Annotated in this window: 23 protein-coding genes and 1 pseudogene; 13 read left to right on the top strand and 11 right to left on the bottom strand. The window is 60.0% G+C overall.

Annotation, left to right across the window (positions count from 1 at the left end):
- Positions 1-81: 81 nt before the first annotated feature.
- The 4 genes and pseudogenes from POF45_RS27590 to POF45_RS27575 form a co-directional block, all read right to left on the bottom strand.
- Positions 82-675: an NUDIX domain-containing protein gene (locus POF45_RS27590; protein WP_282317208.1), complete on the bottom strand. Its 594-nt coding sequence runs from the start codon at positions 673-675 to the stop codon at positions 82-84.
- 279 nt (positions 676-954) lie between these two features.
- Positions 955-1,956, bottom strand: a pseudogene (locus POF45_RS27585) (chitinase); the annotation flags it as partial.
- Between the two features lie 39 nt (positions 1,957-1,995).
- The gene (locus POF45_RS27580; RefSeq protein ID WP_259502124.1) at positions 1,996-2,631 is read right to left on the bottom strand and encodes a lytic polysaccharide monooxygenase auxiliary activity family 9 protein; all 636 of its coding nucleotides are present in this window, start codon (positions 2,629-2,631) and stop codon (positions 1,996-1,998) included.
- A 223-nt stretch (positions 2,632-2,854) separates the two neighbouring features.
- Positions 2,855-3,292: a hemerythrin domain-containing protein gene (locus POF45_RS27575; RefSeq protein WP_259502121.1), complete on the bottom strand. Its 438-nt coding sequence runs from the start codon at positions 3,290-3,292 to the stop codon at positions 2,855-2,857.
- Positions 3,293-3,437: 145 nt separating this feature from the next.
- Here POF45_RS27575 and POF45_RS27570 point away from each other — a divergent pair, with 145 nt between their 5' ends.
- The gene (locus POF45_RS27570) at positions 3,438-3,869 is read left to right on the top strand and encodes a GNAT family N-acetyltransferase (RefSeq protein WP_259502112.1); all 432 of its coding nucleotides are present in this window, start codon (positions 3,438-3,440) and stop codon (positions 3,867-3,869) included.
- Positions 3,870-4,072: 203 nt separating this feature from the next.
- Here POF45_RS27570 and POF45_RS27565 read toward each other — a convergent pair whose 3' ends face one another.
- Positions 4,073-4,423, bottom strand: coding sequence for a hypothetical protein (locus POF45_RS27565; RefSeq protein ID WP_259502109.1), 351 nt, complete (start codon positions 4,421-4,423; stop codon positions 4,073-4,075).
- 148 nt (positions 4,424-4,571) lie between these two features.
- Between POF45_RS27565 and POF45_RS27560 the strand changes: the two genes are divergently transcribed.
- The 9 genes from POF45_RS27560 to POF45_RS27520 all read left to right on the top strand — a co-directional run bounded on the left by POF45_RS27560 (position 4,572) and on the right by POF45_RS27520 (position 9,513).
- Complete coding sequence (locus POF45_RS27560; RefSeq protein WP_259502107.1) at positions 4,572-4,820, top strand: hypothetical protein; 249 nt, start codon at positions 4,572-4,574, stop codon at positions 4,818-4,820.
- A 21-nt stretch (positions 4,821-4,841) separates the two neighbouring features.
- Complete coding sequence (locus tag POF45_RS27555) at positions 4,842-5,171, top strand: DUF6388 family protein (protein WP_259502106.1); 330 nt, start codon at positions 4,842-4,844, stop codon at positions 5,169-5,171.
- 28 nt (positions 5,172-5,199) lie between these two features.
- On the top strand, positions 5,200-5,904 hold the full coding sequence (locus POF45_RS27550) for a YoaK family protein (protein ID WP_282317207.1): 705 nt from the start codon (positions 5,200-5,202) through the stop codon (positions 5,902-5,904).
- 137 nt (positions 5,905-6,041) lie between these two features.
- On the top strand, positions 6,042-6,434 hold the full coding sequence (tusD, locus tag POF45_RS27545; protein ID WP_259502104.1) for a sulfurtransferase complex subunit TusD: 393 nt from the start codon (positions 6,042-6,044) through the stop codon (positions 6,432-6,434).
- Between the two features lies 1 nt (position 6,435).
- On the top strand, positions 6,436-6,798 hold the full coding sequence (gene tusC, locus POF45_RS27540) for a sulfurtransferase complex subunit TusC (RefSeq protein WP_282317206.1): 363 nt from the start codon (positions 6,436-6,438) through the stop codon (positions 6,796-6,798).
- The gene (tusB, locus tag POF45_RS27535; protein ID WP_282317205.1) at positions 6,798-7,091 is read left to right on the top strand and encodes a sulfurtransferase complex subunit TusB; all 294 of its coding nucleotides are present in this window, start codon (positions 6,798-6,800) and stop codon (positions 7,089-7,091) included. The genes tusC and tusB overlap by 1 nt, the downstream gene beginning before the upstream one ends.
- Positions 7,088-7,423, top strand: a complete 336-nt coding sequence (locus POF45_RS27530; protein ID WP_259502100.1) for a TusE/DsrC/DsvC family sulfur relay protein — start codon at positions 7,088-7,090, stop codon at positions 7,421-7,423. The genes tusB and POF45_RS27530 overlap by 4 nt, the downstream gene beginning before the upstream one ends.
- Positions 7,420-8,421: a glycosyl transferase family protein gene (locus POF45_RS27525; RefSeq protein ID WP_259502099.1), complete on the top strand. Its 1,002-nt coding sequence runs from the start codon at positions 7,420-7,422 to the stop codon at positions 8,419-8,421. Before POF45_RS27530 ends, POF45_RS27525 begins: the two co-directional genes overlap by 4 nt.
- 90 nt (positions 8,422-8,511) lie before the next feature.
- A complete protein-coding gene (locus tag POF45_RS27520) occupies positions 8,512-9,513 on the top strand; it encodes a glutathione S-transferase family protein (protein ID WP_282317204.1) in 1,002 nt (333 codons plus the stop codon).
- A gap of 116 nt (positions 9,514-9,629) precedes the next feature.
- Here the strand turns inward: POF45_RS27520 and cysG are convergent, their stop codons facing one another.
- From cysG to POF45_RS27490, 6 genes are all read right to left on the bottom strand, one after another.
- Positions 9,630-11,024, bottom strand: a complete 1,395-nt coding sequence (gene cysG, locus POF45_RS27515; RefSeq protein ID WP_259502096.1) for a siroheme synthase CysG — start codon at positions 11,022-11,024, stop codon at positions 9,630-9,632.
- A complete protein-coding gene (gene serS / locus POF45_RS27510) occupies positions 11,025-12,305 on the bottom strand; it encodes a serine--tRNA ligase (protein WP_259502092.1) in 1,281 nt (426 codons plus the stop codon).
- Positions 12,306-12,321: 16 nt separating this feature from the next.
- Entirely contained in the window at positions 12,322-12,696 is a 375-nt protein-coding gene (gene crcB / locus POF45_RS27505; RefSeq protein ID WP_259502090.1) for a fluoride efflux transporter CrcB, read from the bottom strand.
- Complete coding sequence (locus tag POF45_RS27500) at positions 12,696-14,018, bottom strand: replication-associated recombination protein A (protein ID WP_282317203.1); 1,323 nt, start codon at positions 14,016-14,018, stop codon at positions 12,696-12,698. The genes crcB and POF45_RS27500 overlap by 1 nt, the downstream gene beginning before the upstream one ends.
- 207 nt (positions 14,019-14,225) lie before the next feature.
- On the bottom strand, positions 14,226-14,849 hold the full coding sequence (lolA, locus tag POF45_RS27495) for an outer membrane lipoprotein periplasmic chaperone LolA (RefSeq protein WP_259502086.1): 624 nt from the start codon (positions 14,847-14,849) through the stop codon (positions 14,226-14,228).
- A 59-nt stretch (positions 14,850-14,908) separates the two neighbouring features.
- Positions 14,909-17,314 (bottom strand): DNA translocase FtsK, encoded by a 2,406-nt coding sequence (locus tag POF45_RS27490; RefSeq protein ID WP_259502082.1) that lies wholly within the window; start codon positions 17,312-17,314, stop codon positions 14,909-14,911.
- Positions 17,315-17,763: 449 nt separating this feature from the next.
- Here POF45_RS27490 and aat point away from each other — a divergent pair, with 449 nt between their 5' ends.
- The 3 genes from aat (at position 17,764) to infA (ending at position 19,537) form a co-directional block, all read left to right on the top strand.
- Positions 17,764-18,444 carry a leucyl/phenylalanyl-tRNA--protein transferase gene (aat, locus tag POF45_RS27485; protein ID WP_259502077.1) on the top strand — a complete coding sequence of 227 codons (681 nt, stop codon included), beginning with the start codon at positions 17,764-17,766 and terminating at the stop codon, positions 18,442-18,444.
- A gap of 55 nt (positions 18,445-18,499) precedes the next feature.
- Positions 18,500-19,207, top strand: a complete 708-nt coding sequence (locus POF45_RS27480; RefSeq protein WP_259502069.1) for an arginyltransferase — start codon at positions 18,500-18,502, stop codon at positions 19,205-19,207.
- A 111-nt stretch (positions 19,208-19,318) separates the two neighbouring features.
- Positions 19,319-19,537 carry a translation initiation factor IF-1 gene (gene infA / locus POF45_RS27475; protein ID WP_002553999.1) on the top strand — a complete coding sequence of 73 codons (219 nt, stop codon included), beginning with the start codon at positions 19,319-19,321 and terminating at the stop codon, positions 19,535-19,537.
- Positions 19,538-19,764: the final 227 nt, after the last annotated feature.

The raw sequence follows: 19,764 nt of genomic DNA, 5'->3' as shown, positions 1-19,764 counted from the left end.
CAAACAGCTCTGGTCAGACAAGCGTTCCGGGGCCGCTTCGCAGCCCAGCGGGAGCAAGCTCCCTCGCTACCAAGGCAACATTCAAACAGGGGTAAAGAGGTTTTTCATTGCCGCATACTGCAACAGCATGATGGTCTTCGCGTCGCAGATCTCGCCTCGATAAAACGCTTCAAGCGCAGCGTCGAATTTCCACTCCAGCACTTCCAGTTCTTCGGTCTCTTCCTCCAGGCCGCCGCCGTCGCTGACTTTTGACGTCGCATCGTATTCGGCAATGAAGAAGTGCAGCTTCTCGGTGACCGAACCGGGGCTCATGTAGGACTCGAAGATTTTCTGCACATGGTGCACGCGGTAGCCGGTTTCCTCTTCAGCCTCGGCGCGGATGCGCTCTTCGGGGTCAGCGCCTTCGAGCAAGCCGGCCGCCACCTCAATCAACAGGCCGTCATGGCCATTGATAAACACCGGTAAACGGAACTGGCGGGTCAGCACCACGGTGCGTTTTTCACGATTGAACAACAGAATCGCCGCGCCGTTGCCCCGGTCATAGACTTCGCGGTCCTGCCGCTGCCATTCGCCGTTATTGCGCAGGTAGTCGAAGGTGTATTTCTTCAGTACGTACCAGTTTTCCGATAGCACTTTGGTTGCGACGATCTTGACCCGCTCGACTGTTTTGAGCATGAGAATCCATTCCTTCACTTCGCAAAAAGAGGCTGATAGTAGGCGATCACAACCCGCCTGTGGAAGCGAGCCTGCTCGCGAAGAGGGAATATCAGTCAATGTGATGCTGACTGATGCATCGCCTTCGCGAGCAGGCTCGCTCCCACAGGGTTTTACCGTGTTTGCAGAAATGAAAAAGCCCGGCACGTCTGCCGGGCTTTTCATTGTTGCTCTGGTTTACTGCTGACTGGCGACTTCGACATCCGTCTCATCCTGCCCGTGGGCAGAAAGTTTGGTGCCGTTGATCATCGGCCCATAACGACGGCTGAATTCCCAATTGTAGGGCACGTGGTTCTTGTTGACCCCGTTATCCCAATTCACCGACCAGGTCATCAGGCCTTTGATCGACAATCCTTTGTCGTACAAACGCTTGAAGGCATTGGTCACCGCAATCGGGTTGATCACGTAACCGGTAGCGGCAGCGTCGACGTTGGCAGGCAGGCCAATGACGAACTTGTCCGCCGGGATTTTGGTAAACCCGCGCGTACCGCTCACCAGACTTTCGGTCAGGTAATACAGGAAGTCTTCTTTCATCGCGTCGTTGTTCTGGGCAATCCAGGCACCATTGCCGTTGTTGACCTCCTGCACCCAGATCCCGTCGCCGCCCTGGTTGTAATACTGCGGGGCGATGAAGTCGTAATAGCCTTCAAGGGCCTGGATGTAACCGACGTATTTGCCTGCGGTGGTCAGGTACGGAAACTCTGGCGCCATGCTGATGATGAAGTGTTTACCTTCACCGGCGTAATGGTCCTTGACCAGTTTCAGCGCGGCGGGCAGGACGGTCTTGTTGTCGGCGAAATCAATCGCGCTCTGTTCAAGATCAATGTCCAGGCCATCAAAGCCATAGGTTTCCACCAGGCGAATGATCTCGTTGGCCAGTGGCTGTTCGTTGCCTTTGTGCAGCTCGATGTGCGCATCGGCGCCGCCCAGGGAAATCAGCACCGCCCTGCCCTGGCTGTTCAGCACGCCCACCTGGCGCCGGAACTCGGCGTCGGACAGGTTATACGGCTTGAAGGTCGGGATGCCGTTGCCTTTCATGAAGGCCACGGCCACCACGTTGTAATCCCTTGGCACATCCGCCAGGTTCATGTTGGCGAACTGGCCACGCTGGTAGCCGTCGCTCGGGCCGGCCGGCCAGTTGTGCCAGAAGCCCATGAGGATCTTTTTGCCGGCAATGCTGGGCATCAGCGAAGCGGCATCGCTCAGCGGCGATTTCAGTAAGGTGAAGTCAATCTTTGACATGTTCTAATCCTTCAGAACGTGTGGGTTAACGGCGCAGGCTTATTTGAAGTCCACGTCGAAGGCTTGATAGAAGGCGTTGCCGGTGTTGGCGACGATCCACATCAGTACGATCACGTGCTGGCCTTTTTTATTGGCCGGCAGTTTCACTTCGTGATTGACCTTGGCCTTCAGCTCGCCTGCATGGCTGTAGTACGGCACCTGGGTGTAGAAGTCCTCGGCAAACGGTTTGGCTTCCAGTTGTGCGCGGGTGATGCGCTGTTTCGGGTCCCAGCCGTCCTTGGTGATCAACCAGCGGTAGCCTCGGGTGGTGTGCGGCGCGGTGTATTCCCAGGTGACCTTGAAGGTCTGGCCAGGGTCGACGTTAAGCAGCGGCCAGGTGAAGGCACGGTTGAGTTTCTTGGCCATTTCCTCGTTGGTGAAGTTGATGCAGTCACGCGCATCGGTCTTGCCGCCGCTGAGGATGAAGCCGTCGGCCGGTGGCGTGACACTGTCACTGTCGGTTTGATACGGAGCCGGGAACGGACCGGCAATCAGTGCCGGGAAGTTCTTGCCGCCTTCCATTTCATTGACCTGCCAGGTAGCCAGCAGGCCAAGATCCACGGCGACTGCGCCACGGCTGGAAGGGGACGTGACACGACCGTGTCGAAGTTGTGCCTGAGTTTCTGGTTTGTTCATTTTCTTCACTCCATTGATTTAAGAACTCTCCTGCCTTGAGGAGAGGCCTCCAACCTAACGGAGCTGGTTTTTTTGTCCACGGCACTATTTTCCCTCGTCAACGCGGCTGCGTTACGTTTCGCCAATAAACACTGGATGGATAAACAGTTGTTTGAGCCGATTCCTACCTTGGCTGTAGTAAAAGTCCTACACGCCAAGGTAACAATCGACGGCATTGCCGACCTCAGGAAAGTTGTGCCTTGTATTCCTTCTCGTACTGGCCAGCGAGCTGTTCCTTCTGTTTTTCGTCGAGCAATTTGCCGGCCATCTGGAAGAACTTCTGCTCTTCTTCCTTGAGATGGTGATGGACCTTTTCCGCCAGCTTTTTCGCCGTCACCAGCCAAGTCGGGCTGGACATGTCGGTCTCGTCCAGTTCCTCCATCATCTCGTCCATTTCATGGTGTTCAGAGATGGCATGGCGACTCAGGTCGACGCCGTTGTCGAATTCCATCAGCGGAATGTAGAAATGCCGCTCCTCGGCGGTTTCATGGGCCTGGAGTTCGGATTTGAGCCGCTGATAGGCCTCGACCCGCTCCGGCGTGTCGCCGCTGGTACGGATCAACGCATCGGCATAACCGCGCTGACGTTCGTGGCTTTCGCGCAGGGCTTCGAAAATGTTCATGGACGGTCCTCATGGCTGCGTTCTGAAAAGACGCTCTATGGGCTAGACCTCCGGCTATCAACGACGGTTCCAACGTTGTTTGCGGCTGGAACAATGGCAAGGAGCGGGATAATCTCGGGGGTTTGAAGCCATAAGGATGTCGCCAATGACACTGCGTATCGAGCGCTCACCAACCCCCACGGATGAAGAACGCCTGGCCATTCTGACGCCGTTGATTGCCTACAACGCGGCCCAGGCCGGCGATTCAGAGGCCGAGAAAGTGGCGCTGCTGGTGCGCGACGAGGCGGGTGCGATCCTCGGCGGGCTGTATGGGCGGGTGTTTTACCGTTGGTTGTTCATCGAGTTACTGTCGGTGCCGGAACAGGGCCGTGGCCTGGGGCTAGGCTCGACACTGATGAACATGGCCGAAGAACTGGCCAACGAGAAGGAATGTGTGGGCATCTGGCTCGACACCTTCAGCTTTCAGGCACCGGCGTTCTACAAGAAGCTGGGGTTCAGCGAGTTCGGGCAAATCGCCGATTATCCCCCCGGGCATAAACGTTATTTCTTCCAGAAACGCCTGATCCAAACCCTTTAAACACAAATCCCCCTTGTGGGCGCGGGCTTGCTCCGGGCGACGTTCCGACGAAAGGGATTGTACGTTCAACCTCAATGTCGACTGACAGATTGCCTTCGCGAGCAGGCTCGCTCCCACGGGGTTTCGTTGTCAGGCGAACATTGTGTTCGCCCCGATCAACGGTGGGAGCCAGCCCGCTCCCACAAGGGGAATTTGGCATTGCCTTAGAGACAGGTTGCCAACGCCGCCAACCGGCGCTTGGCCACGAAGTCATCGTGCTTGGCGTAGTAGCTCAGTGCTGTACCGCCAGCATTGCTGGTCACGTCCACAAACGATTCCGCCGAACGCGTGTAAACCGTCGAACCGCCCTTCTTGCCCGGTTGCAGATAAGCCCCGGCGTCCACGCCAAACACCGCTTCATCCTGCCAGGCGAATTGCACGCACTGGGCAACGACTTTTTCCGGTTTGTCCGAGGTCAGGGTCTTGTACGGGGTTTGGGTGCGGGCGTCGTTCATCGCCGAACCTGCACAGCCGGCCAGCAAGGTCGCGGCCAGCGTCACCATCAGAATTCGCATTGCGTTCGCTCATCAGGAAAAAGCGGACTGTATCACCGTGGCGCCGCCAATCGTTCTGCTTTACTTCATTTATAGCGCGACACCGGGCAACGATTCGCGCACCCTGTCGCGCCATAAACGTCGCATCGCCCCTATTTCTGGAACGCCCATGACCCCCAACGCCGAATTTTACAAACCGACCGCCGAATACGCCGACAAGTTGATCAGCCAGATTGGTCAGACGCCGTCCTGGATTGCCAAGCGAATTGGCGTCACCGACAAGCGGATTCGCTACATCCTCGAAGGCGAAAGAACCGTCAAAGGCGAAACCACCCCGATCCAGATGACCTACCCCGAACAGTTCGCCCTCGAATGCCTGGCGGCTGCGGCCAAGGCCAGCAAGAAGCAATCTTCGTAACCTGATCTTCAAGGAGCGACCATGGCAACAAACGACCAGCAACACGAACAGGCGTTGAAGCTGTTTCTCGATCAGCGGCCCGAATTGCGCCATGAACTCGACAACCTCAACCCGCTGCTGGCCCAGGCCAAGGGCGAGACGCCCGCCCAGTTTCGCGAAGAGCGCTTGCACGAAGCCTTCGAAGCCGAGGCCGAACGCCTGGGGTTGTTTGCCTGGGAGCTGACGCTGCAACTGACCGCCGCCACGGCTGAGGACTATCAGAACCAGCGTCTGGAAGTGCACAGGGAAGTGGCGCAAATGGCCGGCATGGACTGGCTGGAGTATTGCGAGTTATATGGGTTGAGCCAGTAATCGTCATCGCCCAAGGAAGCCGCCGCTGATGTTGCCTTCACCTTCAAGCACCCGGGCAACGCCGGGCCATCTGCATGTCCAGAAATGGCGCGGGCGCATCGGCCTGAGCCTGGTGGCCAGCCTGTCGGTGCTGGCCGGCATGACCGACGCCATTGGCTTCATGGCGAGCGGCGACTTTGTCTCGTTCATGAGCGGCAACACCACGCGTCTCGCCGTCGCCATCAGTGACGGTGATCTCGGCCTGACCGTGCGCCTGTTGATCCTCGTGGCCACGTTCATCGTCGGCAATGCCTTGGGCATCGTCGTCAGCCGCATGGGCGGGCGCCGGGCGCTGCCCTTGCTGATGTGCATCGCCACCCTGCTGTGCGGCGCCGCCGCCTGGCCTTATGAGCAACAGTTGCCGGCCCTGCTGGCGGCGATCATTGGCATGGGCATGCTCAATGCAGCGGTGGAAGAAGTGAACGGCCTGCCGGTCGGCCTGACCTACGTCACCGGCGCGCTGTCGCGTTTTGGGCGTGGGCTGGGACGCTGGATGCTCGGTGAACGGCGCAATGGCTGGCGCGTGCAGTTGATCCCGTGGACCGGGATGTTTGCCGGCGCGGTCATCGGCGCCGTGCTGGAGCACCATCTGGGGCTCAGCGCCTTGTATGCCAGTGGTTTGCTGGCCGGCGCGCTGGGGTTGGCGTCATTGCTGATCCCCAGGCGCTGGCAGTTGGGGTACATGCCGCGCTGACACATTCGACCCAATGCAACGCCCCCCTGTGGGAGCGAGCTTGCTCGCGAAGGCCGCGACGCGGTTCCCGTCAAACGCCCTTCGCCGCCCGCCGATAAAGCTTTATCATGGCCGCAGTTTTGCTGATCGAGTGCACCATGAAGTTCGCCATCGCGCTGTTTTCCGCCGCCCATGCGCCCTCCTCGCGCCGTGCCTTGCTGTTTGCCCAAGCGGCATTGGCGGGCGGGCATGAGATTGTCCGGCTGTTTTTCTATCAGGACGGCGTCTACAACGCATCCGACAGCGTGGTTACGCCGCAGGATGAGCTGGACCTGCCCAAGCAATGGCGCGCCTTCGTCAGCGAGCATCAGCTGGACGGCGTGGTGTGCATCGCCGCCGCCCTGCGTCGCGGGGTGTTGAACGAGGAAGAAGCCGGGCGCTATCAGCGCCAAGCCGTTGCGGTCAGCGCGCCTTGGGAATTATCCGGTCTCGGTCAGTTGCATGACGCGGTGCAGGACGCCGACCGTCTGATCTGCTTCGGAGGCGCTTGAGATGGCCAAGTCCCTGTTGATCATCACTCGCCAATCCCCATGGTCCGGGCCGGGTGCCCGGGAAGCGCTGGACATCGTGCTGGCCGGCGGCGCCTTCGATTTGCCGATTGGCCTGCTGTTTCTCGATGACGGTGTATTTCAGTTGGCCGCGAAGCAGGATGCCAGGGCCTTGCAGCAGAAAGACCTGAGCGCCAACCTGCAAGCGCTGCCGATGTTCGGTGTCGAAGAACTGTTTGTCTGCGCTGACAGCGCCGCCCAACGTGGCCTGGACCCGAGCGGTTTGGCGCTCGAAGAAGCCCGGGCGCTGACGGCCACTGAAATCACCGCCCTTATTGACCGCTACGACCAGGTGATCACGCTCTGATGTCGACTTTGCATGTGTTGTCTCATTCACCGTTCGGCGACGATCGCCTGACCAGTTGCCTGCGCCTGATCGGCACTGACGATGCGTTGCTGCTCAGCGGCGACGCGGTGTATGCGTTGCAGCCAGGCAGCGCGCCGTTCAATGCGCTGGACGCTCGCCGCCTGAACCTGTTCGTGCTGGACGAAGACGCCCGCGCCCGAGCGATCATTGTCCCGGACTGGGCCAAAACCATCGACTATCCGGCCTTCGTCGAACTCTCGATCAACCACGACAAGGTCAACAGTTGGCTATGAACGCACTGACCGTCGGCGCCCGCGCCATCGAACTGGACAAGGACGGGTTCCTGGTTGACCTGAGCGACTGGTCGGCCGAGGTCGCCACCGCATTGGCCGCCGCCGAAGCGATCGAGTTGAGCCCCGAGCACTGGGAAATCCTCGAACTGCTGCGCAGCTTCTACGCCCAATACCAGCTGTCACCGGCCACTCGCCCGCTGATCAAATACACCGCATTGAAGCTCGGCCCGGACAAGGGCAACAGCCTGCACCTGAACCGACTGTTCAAAGGCACCCCTGCCAAACTCGCCGCCAAGCTGGCGGGCCTGCCCAAACCGACGAATTGCTTATGACCGACTACCCGGCCCTGACCCTGGAAACACCTGCCGAACATCCGTTCGCCCAGTTCGTGCGCATTCTCGGCAAGGGCAAACGCGGCGCCCGCGACCTGACGCGCGAGGAAGCCCGTGAAGCGATGGGCATGGTGCTCGACAACAAGGTTGAGGACACCCAGCTCGGCGCGTTCCTGATGCTGCTGCGGCACAAGGAAGAAAGCGCCGAGGAAATGGCCGGATTCACCGAAGCGCTGCGCGAGCGCCTGAAAGCGCCCGCGCTGAAGATCGACCTGGACTGGCCCACCTACGCTGGCAAGAAACGCCATCTGCCGTGGTATCTGCTGGCCGCCAAGTGCCTGGCGCAAAACGGCGTGCGCATTTTCATGCACGGCGCCGGCGCGCATACGGCCGGGCGGCTGTACAGCGAGCAGTTACTGGAAGCGTTGAAAATCCCGCTGTGCCGCAACTGGCAGCAAGTCGGCGCGGCGTTGGATAACGGCGGCCTGGCATTTATGCCGCTGGTGGATTGGGCGCCGCAGCTGCAACGCATGATCGACCTGCGCAACACCTTGGGCCTGCGCTCGCCGATTCATTCGCTGACGCGGATTCTCAATCCACTGGGCGCTCGCTGCGGCCTGCAAAGTATTTTCCATCCTGGCTATCAGGCGGTACATCGCGATGCCAGCGGTTTGCTCGGCGACACCGCGATTGTGGTCAAGGGCGACGGCGGCGAAATCGAGATCAATCCGGACGCCGACAGTCACCTGTACGGCACCACCGGCGGCGAGCGCTGGGACGAGGAATGGCCGCAGTTGTCGGCCCAGCGCCACGTCAAACCGGCGTCGCTGGATCCTGAGCATCTGAAAGCCGTCTGGCGCGGCGACGTGGTCGACAGTTATCCGCAAATGGCGTTGATTTCGACCATGGCCCTGGCCTTGCGTGGCCTCGGTCAGAACCGCGAACAAGCCTTCGAAACCGCCCACCAGTATTGGGACGCTCGGGACAGATCGATTTAACCGATCATTAGCCCCAATCCTTTGCGCTATTTGTTCGAACCTATCCGAATAGACTCCTCTCCAACGCTTATTGGTTGAGGAGTCTTGAACATGGGTTTGTTAGTGCAAGGACACTGGCATGACCAGTGGTATGAGAGCGGCAAGGGTGGCGAATTCGAGCGCGAACAGGCGCAACGGCGCAACTGGCTGACTGTTGACGGCCAACCCGGCCCGACCGGTGTCGGTGGCTTTGCGGCCGAAGCCGGGCGCTATCACCTCTACGTCGCCCTCGCCTGCCCATGGGCACACCGCACGCTGATCCTGCGCAAACTCAAAGGCCTTGAAAGCCTGATCGACGTTTCGGTCGTCGGTTGGCTGATGCTGGAAAACGGCTGGACCTTCGACCAGAGCCACGGCTCGACCGGCGACAAGCTCGACCACTTCGATTTCATGCACCAGCGCTACACCGCCGACACCGCCAACTACACGGGCCGCGTCACCGTGCCGGTGCTGTGGGATAAACAGCAGAATCGCATCGTCAACAATGAATCGGCGGAGATCATCCGCATGTTCAACAGTGCGTTCGATGAGTTGACCGGCAATGATCTGGACTTTTACCCGGAGCCGTTGCGCGGTGAAATCGATGCGCTGAACGAGCGGATCTACCCGGCCGTGAACAATGGCGTTTACCGCGCAGGCTTTGCCACGTCGCAGCAAGCGTATGAAGAAGCGTTTGATCAGTTGTTTACCGAGCTGGACCGGCTGGAAGCACTGCTCGGCGAAAAGCGTTACCTGGCCGGCGAATACCTGACCGAGGCCGATATCCGGCTGTTCACCACGATGATTCGTTTTGATGCGGTGTACCACGGGCACTTCAAATGCAATTTGCGGCGGATTGCCGATTATCCGAACCTGTCGAACTGGTTGCGCGAGATTTACCAGTGGCCGGGGATTGCCGAGACGGTTAATTTTCAGCACATCAAGAATCACTATTACGGCAGTCACAAGACCATCAACCCGACCGGGATTGTGCCGAAAGGGCCGGCGCAGGATTTTACGGCACCGCATGATCGGGAGCGGCTGAGCGGGAAAGGGGTTTGGCGCAGGGCTTGAGGTTTATGTAAGTCTTGAGGGCCCCTTCGCGAGCAGGCTCGCGCCCACATTTGATTTGTGCCGTTCACAAATCCCCTGTGGGAGCGAGCCTGCTCGCGAAGGCGACGACGCGGTCTCTAGACCTGCGCCTGAGCCCCTTCAAACCACGCCAGCTTCTCGCGCAGTTGCACCACTTCCCCGACGATGACCAGGGTCGGCGCATGCACTTCATGCTCCGCCACCAGCCGTGGAAGATCGGCCAAGGTGCCGGTAAACACCCGCTGATTGACCGTAGTGCCCTGCTGAATCAACGCTGCCGGGGTGTCGGCGCCACGGCCGTGCTTGATCAATTGTTCGCAGATGATCGGCAAACCCACCAGGCCCATGTAGAAGACCAGCGTCTGTGCCGGTGCAACAAGGTCAGACCAAGGCAAATCAGTGGAGCCGTCCTTGAGATGCCCGGTGACGAACCGCACCGACTGCGCATAATCGCGGTGCGTCAGCGGTATCCCCGCGTACGCCGCGCAACCGCTGGCCGCTGTGATACCCGGCACCACCTGGAACGGTATGCCATGGGCCGCCAGTTCCTCGATCTCTTCCCCGCCACGACCGAAGATAAACGGATCGCCGCCCTTCAGACGCACCACTCGCTTGCCGGCCTTGGCCAGATCGACCAGTTGCTGGTTGATCTGATCTTGCGGCACAGCGTGATCGGCGCGGCGCTTGCCGACATAGATGCGCTCGGCATCGCGACGGCACAGTTCCAGAATCGCCGGCGCCACCAAGCGGTCATACAGCACCACGTCGGCTTGCTGCATCAGGCGCAAGGCACGGAAGGTCAGCAAGTCGGGATCACCCGGCCCTGCACCCACCAGATAAACCTCGCCCGTTGCAACCGGCGCTTCACCGTCGATTTTCGCCTGGAGCAGACGCTCGGCTTCGGCGCCCTGCCCGGCCAGTTGCCGGTCGGCAATCGGGCCCTGGAACACCTCTTCCCAGAACGCCCGACGCTGCTGCACGTCCGGGAACAGACTTTTGACCTGACTGCGAAAACGCGCCGCCAGACCAGCCAGTTGCCCGTAAGTGGAGGGAATCCAGGTTTCCAGCTTGGCGCGGATCAAGCGCGCCAGCACCGGCGCATCGCCGCCGCTGGACACTGCAATAATCAAGGGAGAACGATCGACGATCGCCGGGAAGATCACGCTGCACAACGCAGGCGCATCCACCACGTTGACCGGCACGCAACGCCGATGAGCGTCGGCGGAAACTTGCGCGTTCAGCGGTTCGTCGTCGGTGGCGGCAATGATCAGCCCGCAACCGTCCAGATCCGCTTCGACGTAGCCGCGCAACAGGCATTCACCACCGCTGCCGGTGACCAGCTCGCGCAGTTGCGGTTCGATTTCAGGCGCAACCACCCGCAGCAGCGCACCGGCATCCGCCAGCAGGCGGGACTTGCGCAAGGCAATCTCCCCGCCGCCGACGACCAACACACGACTGCCGCGCAGGTTATGAAACAGCGGCAGATAGTTCATTTAGCCGATGACCTCAAGGCCACCCATGTACGGCTTCAGCACGGCTGGCACACGGATCGAACCGTCGGCCTGCTGGTAGTTTTCCAGCACCGCCACCAGCGTACGACCGACCGCCAGGCCGGAACCGTTCAGGGTGTGTACCAGCTCAGGCTTGCCGGTTTCCGGGTTACGGAAACGCGCCTGCATGCGGCGAGCCTGGAAGTCGCCGCAGTTGGAGCACGACGAAATTTCGCGGTACTTGTCCTGGCTCGGAATCCACACTTCCAGGTCGTAGGTCTTGACCGCGCTGAAGCCCATGTCGCCGGTGCACAGCGCCAGGGTGCGGTAAGGCAGTTCCAGCAGTTGCAGGACTTTCTCGGCGTTGGCGGTCAGGCCTTCCAGCGCTTCCATCGAGGTCGACGGCTCAACGATCTGGACCATTTCGACCTTGTCGAACTGGTGCTGGCGGATCATGCCGCGCGTGTCGCGACCCGACGCGCCGGCTTCACTGCGGAAGCAAGGCGTGTGAGCGACGAACTTGATCGGCAGCAACTTGGCATCGACTATCTCGCCGGCCACGATGTTGGTCAACGACACTTCAGCCGTCGGAATCAGGTACAGATCGGCTTCGCCTTCGCGGGTGATCTTGAACAGGTCTTCTTCGAATTTCGGCAACTGGCCGGTACCTTGCAGAGCAGGCGCCTGAACCAGGTAAGGGGTGTAGGCCTCTTCGTAGCCGTGTTCGCTGGTGTGCAGGTTGATCATGAACTGCGCCAGGGCGCGATGCAGACGGGCAATCGGGCCGCGCAGCAAGGCAAAACGGGCGCCGGACAGCTTGGCGGCGGTTTCAAAATCCAACCAGCCGAATTTTTCGCCCAGGGCCACGTGGTCCTGAACCGGGAAATCGAAAGCGGTCGGGGTGCCCCAGCGGCGCACTTCGACATTGCCGTCTTCATCGGCGCCGACCGGCACGGATTCGTGCGGCAGGTTGGGGATGCCCAACAGGATCGAATCCAGCTCGGTCTGGATCGCGTCCAGCTCGACTTTACCGGCACTCAATTCGCCCGCCATGCGCTCGACATCGGCCATCAGCGGCGCGATGTCTTCACCGCGCTGCTTGGCCTGGCCGATGGATTTGGAGCGCGCATTGCGTTCAGCCTGCAGTGCTTCGGTGCGGGTCTGGACGGTCTTGCGCTGTTCTTCCAGCGCTTCGATGCGCGCAACATCCAGGGCAAAGCCACGGGATGCCAGGCGGTCCGCTACGTCCTGAAGGTTGCTACGTAACAGTTTGGAATCGAGCATGTCGGTCTCTCGTTTATCAAAGTTTGGTCAGGGACAGGCCAGCCCAAGTGGCGAGCAGCCCGCCGAATACGCTGATGGCCAGATAACCGAAGGCTATTGGCGCCTGCCCGCTTTCCAGCAAACGCAGCGTATCCAGTGAAAAGGATGAAAAGGTCGTCAGACCGCCTACAAAACCGACGATCAGGCCGGCGCGAATTTCGATGGGTACTTCCGGGCGCGTCAGAAACAGCCCGTACAGCAAACCGATGATCAGGCAACCCACCAGATTGACCGCCAGTGTCGCCACGTAGAAATGCCGCGGCCAGTTGGCGCTGACCCACGTGCTGGTGGCGAAACGCAGTAATGTACCAGCGATACCGGCTACGGACACCGCAAGAATCGTTCGAATCACTATTTTCTCCGCTGCCGGGGGCTGAGTCGGTCAAGTTGTGCGAGGTGGTTGAGCTTCTCGCCGATCTTCAACTCCAGGCCACGAGGCACCGGCTGGTAGAACGGCTGCGGTGCGAGTTCTTCAGGGAAATAATCTTCGCCTGCGGCGTAGGCGTCCGGTTCGTCGTGGGCGTAGCGGTATTCATCGCCGTAACCCAGTTGCTTCATCAATTTGGTCGGCGCATTACGCAGGTGCAGCGGCACTTCGAGCGAGCCGTGTTCGGTGGCGCTGCGCATGGCCGCTTTGAAGCCCATGTACACCGCATTGCTTTTCGGCGCACAAGCCAGATAAGTAATGGCCTGGGCCACCGCCAGTTCGCCTTCGGGACTGCCTAGGCGCTCCTGCACTTCCCACGCCGCCAGGCACAGGCTCAGGGCGCGCGGGTCGGCGTTGCCGATGTCTTCGCTGGCCATGCGCACCACGCGCCGGGCCAGGTACAGCGGATCACAGCCGCCGTCGATCATCCGTGCAAACCAGTAGAGCGCGCCGTCCGGGTTGGAGCCGCGAACCGATTTGTGCAGCGCGGAAATCTGGTCGTAGAACGCCTCGCCGCCCTTGTCGAAGCGCCGACGGGTGTCGCCGAGCAGCCTTTGCAGCAGATCGACGCCGATCTCGCTGTTGTCTTCGGCCAGGTCCGAGGCGTTTTCCAGCAGATTGAGCAAACGCCGGCCATCGCCATCGGCGGCGGACAGCAGCATCTGGAATCCCTCGTCGCTGAGGGTCAACTGCCGTTTACCCAAGCCCCGCTCTTCGGTCAGGGCGCGATGTACCAGCTTGCGCAGGGCCGCTTCGTCGAGGCTTTTGAGCACGTAGACGCGGGCCCGGGAGAGCAATGCGTTGTTGAGTTCGAAAGACGGGTTTTCGGTGGTCGCGCCGATGAAGATCAGCGTGCCGTCTTCAACGTAAGGCAGGAACGCATCCTGCTGGGACTTGTTGAAGCGGTGCACTTCATCGACAAACAGGATGGTGCGCTTGCCGTACTGGCCGGCCTGCTGCTTGGCGATTTCTACCGCCTGACGGATTTCCTTGACCCCGGCCAACACCGCCGACACCGTTTCGAAGTGCGCATCCGAGACTTCGGCCAGCAGTCGAGCCAGGGTGGTTTTACCCACACCCGGCGGGCCCCAGAAAATCATCGAATGCAGGGCGCCCTGCTCCAGCGCTTCGCGCAATGGCTTGCCGCGAGCGAGCAGGTGTTCCTGACCGACGTACTCGTCCAGATTGGCTGCGCGCAAACGGGCGGCCAGGGGTTGAGCTATCGGGGCGCTGCGAAACAGGTCCATCACTACTTTTCTAAAACCTCTTATTCCAGATGCCAGTCAGTCAAGCGTGACACTGAACCTGTGGCGAGCGAGCTTGCTCGCGCTTGAGTGCGCAGCGCTCACAAAAAAGGGTCTGCTGCGCAGCCCAGTGGGAGCAAGCTCCCTCGCCACAAGTGATTCATCAGTTATTCGATTGACTGGCAGGCATTGCCTCTTATTCCAGCGTTGTTATTCCTGGATCACGTCGGCACCCTTCGGGATGTCGAACTTGAACTTCGACGCCGGGATCGGCTCGTTGGCCTTCACGCCGGTGAACAGGATGTTGGTGCGCTGACCGACGCTGTCGATCAGCTGCATGTCATTGACCAGGCCGTTGCGGAACGACAGGCGCAGGCTGTCGAACAGGGTGTCCTTGGTTTTCGGCTTCAAGGTGAAGTCGATCACGCCGCCGGCTTCCTTGGAGCTGATGTCGAAGCTCTGGCTGATCTTGGACACGTCACCGGACAGCAGCAGCGCCGGGGTCTGGGTCAGGCGCAGGTCAAGGTTCTTGATGGTGACCTGTTCCAGGTCCGGGTCCCACAAGGTGACTTTCTTGCCGTCGGAGACCATGGTCTGCTCGGCCGGCGCATTGGTGTGCCAGTAGAACAGGCCCGGACGCTGCAACGACATCTCACCGGCAGTTTCCTGCAACTGGGTGCCGCCGCCGTCGAGGGTCAACTGCGAGAAACGCGCGGTCAGGGTCTGGGATTTTTCCAGCAATTGAGTCAGACGCGCCACGTCCTTGTCGTCGGCGTGGGCCGAGAGCGTGGTCAAAGCCAGTACCGGCAGCAACAGCATGCGGATAAGACGCATGGGAGTCCTCTTTAACATTCGTGGGGAAACGGGCGGCATGCACCGCCCTTCAAATCAAATCAGTCGCGCACCGGGCCAGGGGCCAGGACTTCTCGCGAACCGTTGGTGTTCATGGACGTCACGACCCCGGCCATTTCCATGGCTTCGATCATGCGCGCCGCGCGGTTGTAGCCGATCTTCAGCTTGCGCTGCACCGCCGAGATGGAAGCGCGACGGCTTTCCAGCACGAACTGCACGGCTTCGTCGTAGAGCGCATCGGTTTCAGCATCGTCGTCACCGCCACCACCGCCATTTTCGAAGCCACTGCCGGCCTCTTCGACACCGGCCAGAATCTCGTCGTTGTACTCCGGCGCGCCGCGCAGTTTCCAGGCTTCGACCACCCGGTGAACCTCGTCATCGGAAACAAACGCGCCGTGCACACGAATTGGCAGACTGGTGCCCGGCGGCATGTAGAGCATGTCACCGTGACCCAGCAATTGTTCGGCGCCGCCTTGGTCGATAATGGTCCGCGAGTCGATCTTGCTCGACACCTGGAACGCCATACGGGTCGGAATGTTGGCCTTGATCAGACCGGTGATCACGTCCACCGAGGGCCGCTGGGTCGCGAGGATCAAGTGAATACCGGCCGCACGGGCTTTCTGGGCGATACGGGCGATCAGCTCTTCAACCTTCTTGCCGACGATCATCATCATGTCGGCAAACTCGTCCACCACCACCACGATGGTCGGCAGCTTGGTCAGCAATGGCGCTTCGTCGTGAATGCTTTCGCGCTTGTACAGCGGATCGCTCAACGGCTCGCCGGCGTCCTGGGCTTCCTTGACCTTGGCATTGAAGCCGGACAGGTTACGCACGCCCATCTTCGCCATCAGTTTGTAGCGACGCTCCATCTCCGCCACGCTCCAGCGCAGGGCGTTGGCCGCGTCCTTCATGTCGGTGACGACCGGGCACAGCAGGTGCGGAATGCCTTCGTAGATCGACAGCTCAAGCATTTTCGGGTCGATCATGATCAGCTTGGCGTCTTCCGGGCCGGACTTGAACAGGATCGACAGGATCATTGCGTTCACGCCCACCGACTTACCGGAACCGGTCGTACCGGCCACCAGCAGGTGCGGCATCTTGGCGAGGTCGGTGATGACCGGCTTGCCGCCGATGTCATGCCCCAGGGCCAGAGTGACCGGCGATTTGAAGTTGTCGTACTCAGGGGTCGACAGCACTTCGGAGAAACGCACAATCTGCCGGTCTTCGTTCGGGATTTCGATACCGACCGTGGTCTTGCCCGGAATCACTTCGACCACGCGCACGCTGGTCACGGCCAGGGAACGCGCCAAGTCTTTTGCCAGGTTGGAGATGCGGCTGACTTTGACGCCAGCAGCCGGCTGGATTTCGTAACGGGTAATGACCGGGCCTGGGTGAATCGAATCCACCGAGACTTCGACGCCGAATTCCTTGAGTTTGATTTCCAGCAAGTGGCCGACGGCTGCCAGCGACTCCGGGGAATAGTTGAGTTGTTTCTTTTCGGCCGGGTCGAGAATCGAGATCGGCGGCAAGGTGCCTTCCACGGCGCTGTCGACGAACAACGGCGCCTGTTTCTCTTTTTCCACGCGCTTGCTCGGGGCGGCCGGCTTGGGTGGCGCCGGGGCAATCACCGGCGGCACCTGCTTCTCGCGCTCGGACATGTGCTTGGTCAGCGCCTGCTCGCGCTCGATCAGGCGCTCCTTGACCTTGGCCTGCTCGCGCTTGTCGGTGACGGTCGGCGCGACCACGTCGTGGACGCGGTCGTCGACTTCACGCAGTTGCGCAACCAGTTGCTTGCGTTCGGTACGGGCCGCCCACCAGCGATTGGCCGCGCCCTGGAACAGTTCGAACAGGTCGAGGGTGATCTTGCCGGTGACGTCCATCACCTTGAACCACGACAGGTCGGTGAACACCGTCAGGCCGAACAGGAACAGCGCGATGAACAACAGCGTGCTGCCCTGAATGTTCAGGGCGTTGCGGGCCAGGTCGCCCAGGCTTTCACCCAGCGCACCACCGGCGCCAGCCGGCAGACCGGTAGCCGCGTGGAAATGGATATGCGCCAACGCAGCGCCCGACAGCACCAGGAACACCAGGCCGATCAGGCGCCAGGAAAACAGCCAGCCGCTCCACTGCCACGGCTCGTGGCGCTGGCGGAAGATCTGGTAGGCCTTGATCGCCAGCAGCAACGGAAAGATGTAGGCGAAGTAACCCAGCACCATGAACAGGATATCGGCGCTGTAGGAGCCGGCCGGTCCGCCGAAGTTTTGTACATCGTCGATCTTGCTGTTGTGGCTCCAGCCCGGATCGTCCTTGCCATAGGTCAACAAGGCCATCATCAGGAACAGGCACAAGGCGCCAATAGCGATCAATGCACCTTCCTTGAGTCGGTAGTGCAAGTGCTGGCGCCAAAGCGGAACGACTGTTTTAGGTGCTGCGGTGGATTTCTTCAAAACGCTACTTTTCCTGCGCCCTGGGCGCGTCCATCTGTTGAATGACTATAAAAACTGCCCGATCCAGGCAGGTAAAAAAGTGAACAGGTGTAACCGGGACTACTTTTAACATTGCGCCCCTGCTTTTATAAACACAGTTATAAACCGGCACGCACTGAATATTATGTAACGCTCAGGCATTGTACGGATTTGTTCGCCTGATGCCATGCTTGCGGGCCCAAGGTGTAGCATAGCCAACGGCACCTGTGTCGCCGTTCAATTTGAGCATGCATTCTCTTTTGTGACAAAGGCTTATGAGGTGTTTTTATGAGCGAAGCGAGGTCTTTGCCACGGCGTTCGTTTACGACCACATTTACATCGCCAAGTTGCAGCAGCACCGGTTTGACGATTGTCCTCACGATGGGCGAACCTGCCCGCCACCGCCCTCCCCTTCTACAAGCCCGACTGCCATGCTGACCTGGTTACAACGCAATACCCTGATATTTCCGCCGCTGGAAAAAGCCATGCGCGACCCCAACGGGCTGCTGGCGGCCGGCGGCGATCTGTCTGCGGACCGGCTGATTCAGGCTTATCGCCATGGCTGTTTTCCGTGGTTCTCCGAAGGCCAGCCGATTCTGTGGTGGTCGCCGGACCCGCGCACCGTGTTGTTTCCCGACGAACTGCACGTGTCTCGCAGCCTCAACAAGTTGCTGCGCCAGCAACGCTACCAGGTGACCTTCGATCAGGATTTTTCCGCCGTCATCCGCGCCTGCGCCGCGCCACGGGATTACGCCGACGGCACCTGGATCACCGAAGCGATGCAAGACGCCTATCTGGAGCTGCACAAGCGCGGCTACGCCCATTCGGTGGAAGTCTGGGATCAGGGTGAGCTGGTCGGTGGTTTGTATGGGCTGGCGATGGGTCAGCTGTTTTTCGGCGAATCCATGTTCAGTCGCGCCGACAATGCCTCAAAATACGGCTTCGCGACCTTGGTGCGACACCTCAAGGACGCCGGTTTTGTGCTGATCGACTGCCAGATGCCCACCGACCATCTGCACAGCCTGGGCGCCCGGGCAATCCCCCGTCGCGAGTTTGCCGGCTACCTGGCCGGACATCTGGACCAACCCAACCGCGCGACATGGGTTTGCTGAGCGACTTTCGTGCGCGTGGCTTACACTTATCAAAAGCTTATCCCGAGGGTTGATCATGACCGAGTTGGCGCGTTTGAAGTTCTATGCCACTCAGCCCCACTCTTGCAGCTATCTGCCCGAGGAGCAGGCGACAACGCTGTTCCTCGACCCCAGCCAGCCCATGGATGTGCACGTCTACGCAGACCTGTCGGAAATGGGTTTTCGTCGCAGCGGCGATCATCTTTACCGGCCCCATTGCCAGAATTGCAACGCGTGCGTCCCGGCGCGCATTCCTGTGGCGCAGTTTCTTGCGAACCGTCAGCAGAAACGTATTTTCAAGCGCAACACCGATTTGCAGGTACGGCCCGCCAAGCCGCAATTCAGTGAAGAGTATTTCGATCTCTATCAACGCTACATCGAACAGCGCCACGCCGATGGCGATATGTACCCGCCGAGCCGCGATCAGTTTTCGACCTTTCTGGTCCGCGACCTGCCCTTTTCGCGCTTCTACGAATTTCGTCTCGACGGACGGTTGTTGGCGGTGGCAGTGACCGACCTGCTGCCCAACGGCCTGTCGGCCGTCTACACCTTCTACGAGCCCGCCGAGGAGCGTCGCAGCCTGGGCCGGTACGCTATTCTCTGGCAGATTGGCGAAGCCCGGCGCCTGGGACTGGAGGCCGTCTACCTCGGCTACTGGATCAAGAACTGCAAAAAGATGAACTACAAGACGCAATATCGCCCCATCGAACTGCTGATTAATCAGCGCTGGGTCGTCCTGAACTAGTGCAAGCCTTAAACCACTTGGCTTAAACCCCATTTTTCGGGCACAATGCACGCCGCTTTTGCCTGGCGCAGTTGCACCGGGCCATTCATTGGATACCGAGGGCTTTACTGCATGTCGAAAGAAGACAGCTTCGAAATGGAAGGCACTGTCGTCGACACCCTGCCCAACACCATGTTTCGTGTGGAGTTGGAAAATGGGCACGTCGTAACCGCGCATATTTCCGGCAAGATGCGCAAGAACTACATTCGTATTCTTACCGGTGACAAAGTGCGCGTCGAGCTGACGCCCTATGACTTGAGCAAAGGGCGCATCACTTACCGCGCTCGCTAATCAAGTCAATACAGAACGCCCGGCTATGCCGGGCGTTTTTGTTTGTCTGCGATTCAGGCAGCACCCCCGAGCAATGCGGGAGCTGGCTCGCCTGCGATGGTGGTACATCAGGCAGCCTCAATACTGACCATGCCGACGGCATAGCAGGCAAGCCAGCTCCCACATTTGATTCCGGTGCTTCCCGGACAGCAAAAAGGCGCCTTTCGGCGCCTTTTTGCTTTGTTACG

This window comes from Pseudomonas fungipugnans, assembly GCF_029955235.1.
Taxonomy (GTDB): Bacteria; Pseudomonadota; Gammaproteobacteria; order Pseudomonadales; family Pseudomonadaceae; genus Aquipseudomonas; species Aquipseudomonas fungipugnans.
Note: the sequence above shows the minus strand (reverse complement) of the source record. Positions and strands in the feature narration are given on the sequence as shown.

Coding starts and splice junctions, on each gene's coding strand:
- POF45_RS27590 (WP_282317208.1), bottom strand. CDS start 675: ATGCTCAAAACAGTCGAGCGGGTCAAGATCGTCGCAACCAAAGTGCTA.
- POF45_RS27580 (WP_259502124.1), bottom strand. CDS start 2,631: ATGAACAAACCAGAAACTCAGGCACAACTTCGACACGGTCGTGTCACG.
- POF45_RS27575 (WP_259502121.1), bottom strand. CDS start 3,292: ATGAACATTTTCGAAGCCCTGCGCGAAAGCCACGAACGTCAGCGCGGT.
- POF45_RS27570 (WP_259502112.1), top strand. CDS start 3,438: ATGACACTGCGTATCGAGCGCTCACCAACCCCCACGGATGAAGAACGC.
- POF45_RS27565 (WP_259502109.1), bottom strand. CDS start 4,423: ATGCGAATTCTGATGGTGACGCTGGCCGCGACCTTGCTGGCCGGCTGT.
- POF45_RS27560 (WP_259502107.1), top strand. CDS start 4,572: ATGACCCCCAACGCCGAATTTTACAAACCGACCGCCGAATACGCCGAC.
- POF45_RS27555 (WP_259502106.1), top strand. CDS start 4,842: ATGGCAACAAACGACCAGCAACACGAACAGGCGTTGAAGCTGTTTCTC.
- POF45_RS27550 (WP_282317207.1), top strand. CDS start 5,200: ATGTTGCCTTCACCTTCAAGCACCCGGGCAACGCCGGGCCATCTGCAT.
- tusD (WP_259502104.1), top strand. CDS start 6,042: ATGAAGTTCGCCATCGCGCTGTTTTCCGCCGCCCATGCGCCCTCCTCG.
- tusC (WP_282317206.1), top strand. CDS start 6,436: ATGGCCAAGTCCCTGTTGATCATCACTCGCCAATCCCCATGGTCCGGG.
- tusB (WP_282317205.1), top strand. CDS start 6,798: ATGTCGACTTTGCATGTGTTGTCTCATTCACCGTTCGGCGACGATCGC.
- POF45_RS27530 (WP_259502100.1), top strand. CDS start 7,088: ATGAACGCACTGACCGTCGGCGCCCGCGCCATCGAACTGGACAAGGAC.
- POF45_RS27525 (WP_259502099.1), top strand. CDS start 7,420: ATGACCGACTACCCGGCCCTGACCCTGGAAACACCTGCCGAACATCCG.
- POF45_RS27520 (WP_282317204.1), top strand. CDS start 8,512: ATGGGTTTGTTAGTGCAAGGACACTGGCATGACCAGTGGTATGAGAGC.
- cysG (WP_259502096.1), bottom strand. CDS start 11,024: ATGAACTATCTGCCGCTGTTTCATAACCTGCGCGGCAGTCGTGTGTTG.
- serS (WP_259502092.1), bottom strand. CDS start 12,305: ATGCTCGATTCCAAACTGTTACGTAGCAACCTTCAGGACGTAGCGGAC.
- POF45_RS27500 (WP_282317203.1), bottom strand. CDS start 14,018: ATGGACCTGTTTCGCAGCGCCCCGATAGCTCAACCCCTGGCCGCCCGT.
- lolA (WP_259502086.1), bottom strand. CDS start 14,849: ATGCGTCTTATCCGCATGCTGTTGCTGCCGGTACTGGCTTTGACCACG.
- aat (WP_259502077.1), top strand. CDS start 17,764: ATGCTGACCTGGTTACAACGCAATACCCTGATATTTCCGCCGCTGGAA.
- POF45_RS27480 (WP_259502069.1), top strand. CDS start 18,500: ATGACCGAGTTGGCGCGTTTGAAGTTCTATGCCACTCAGCCCCACTCT.
- infA (WP_002553999.1), top strand. CDS start 19,319: ATGTCGAAAGAAGACAGCTTCGAAATGGAAGGCACTGTCGTCGACACC.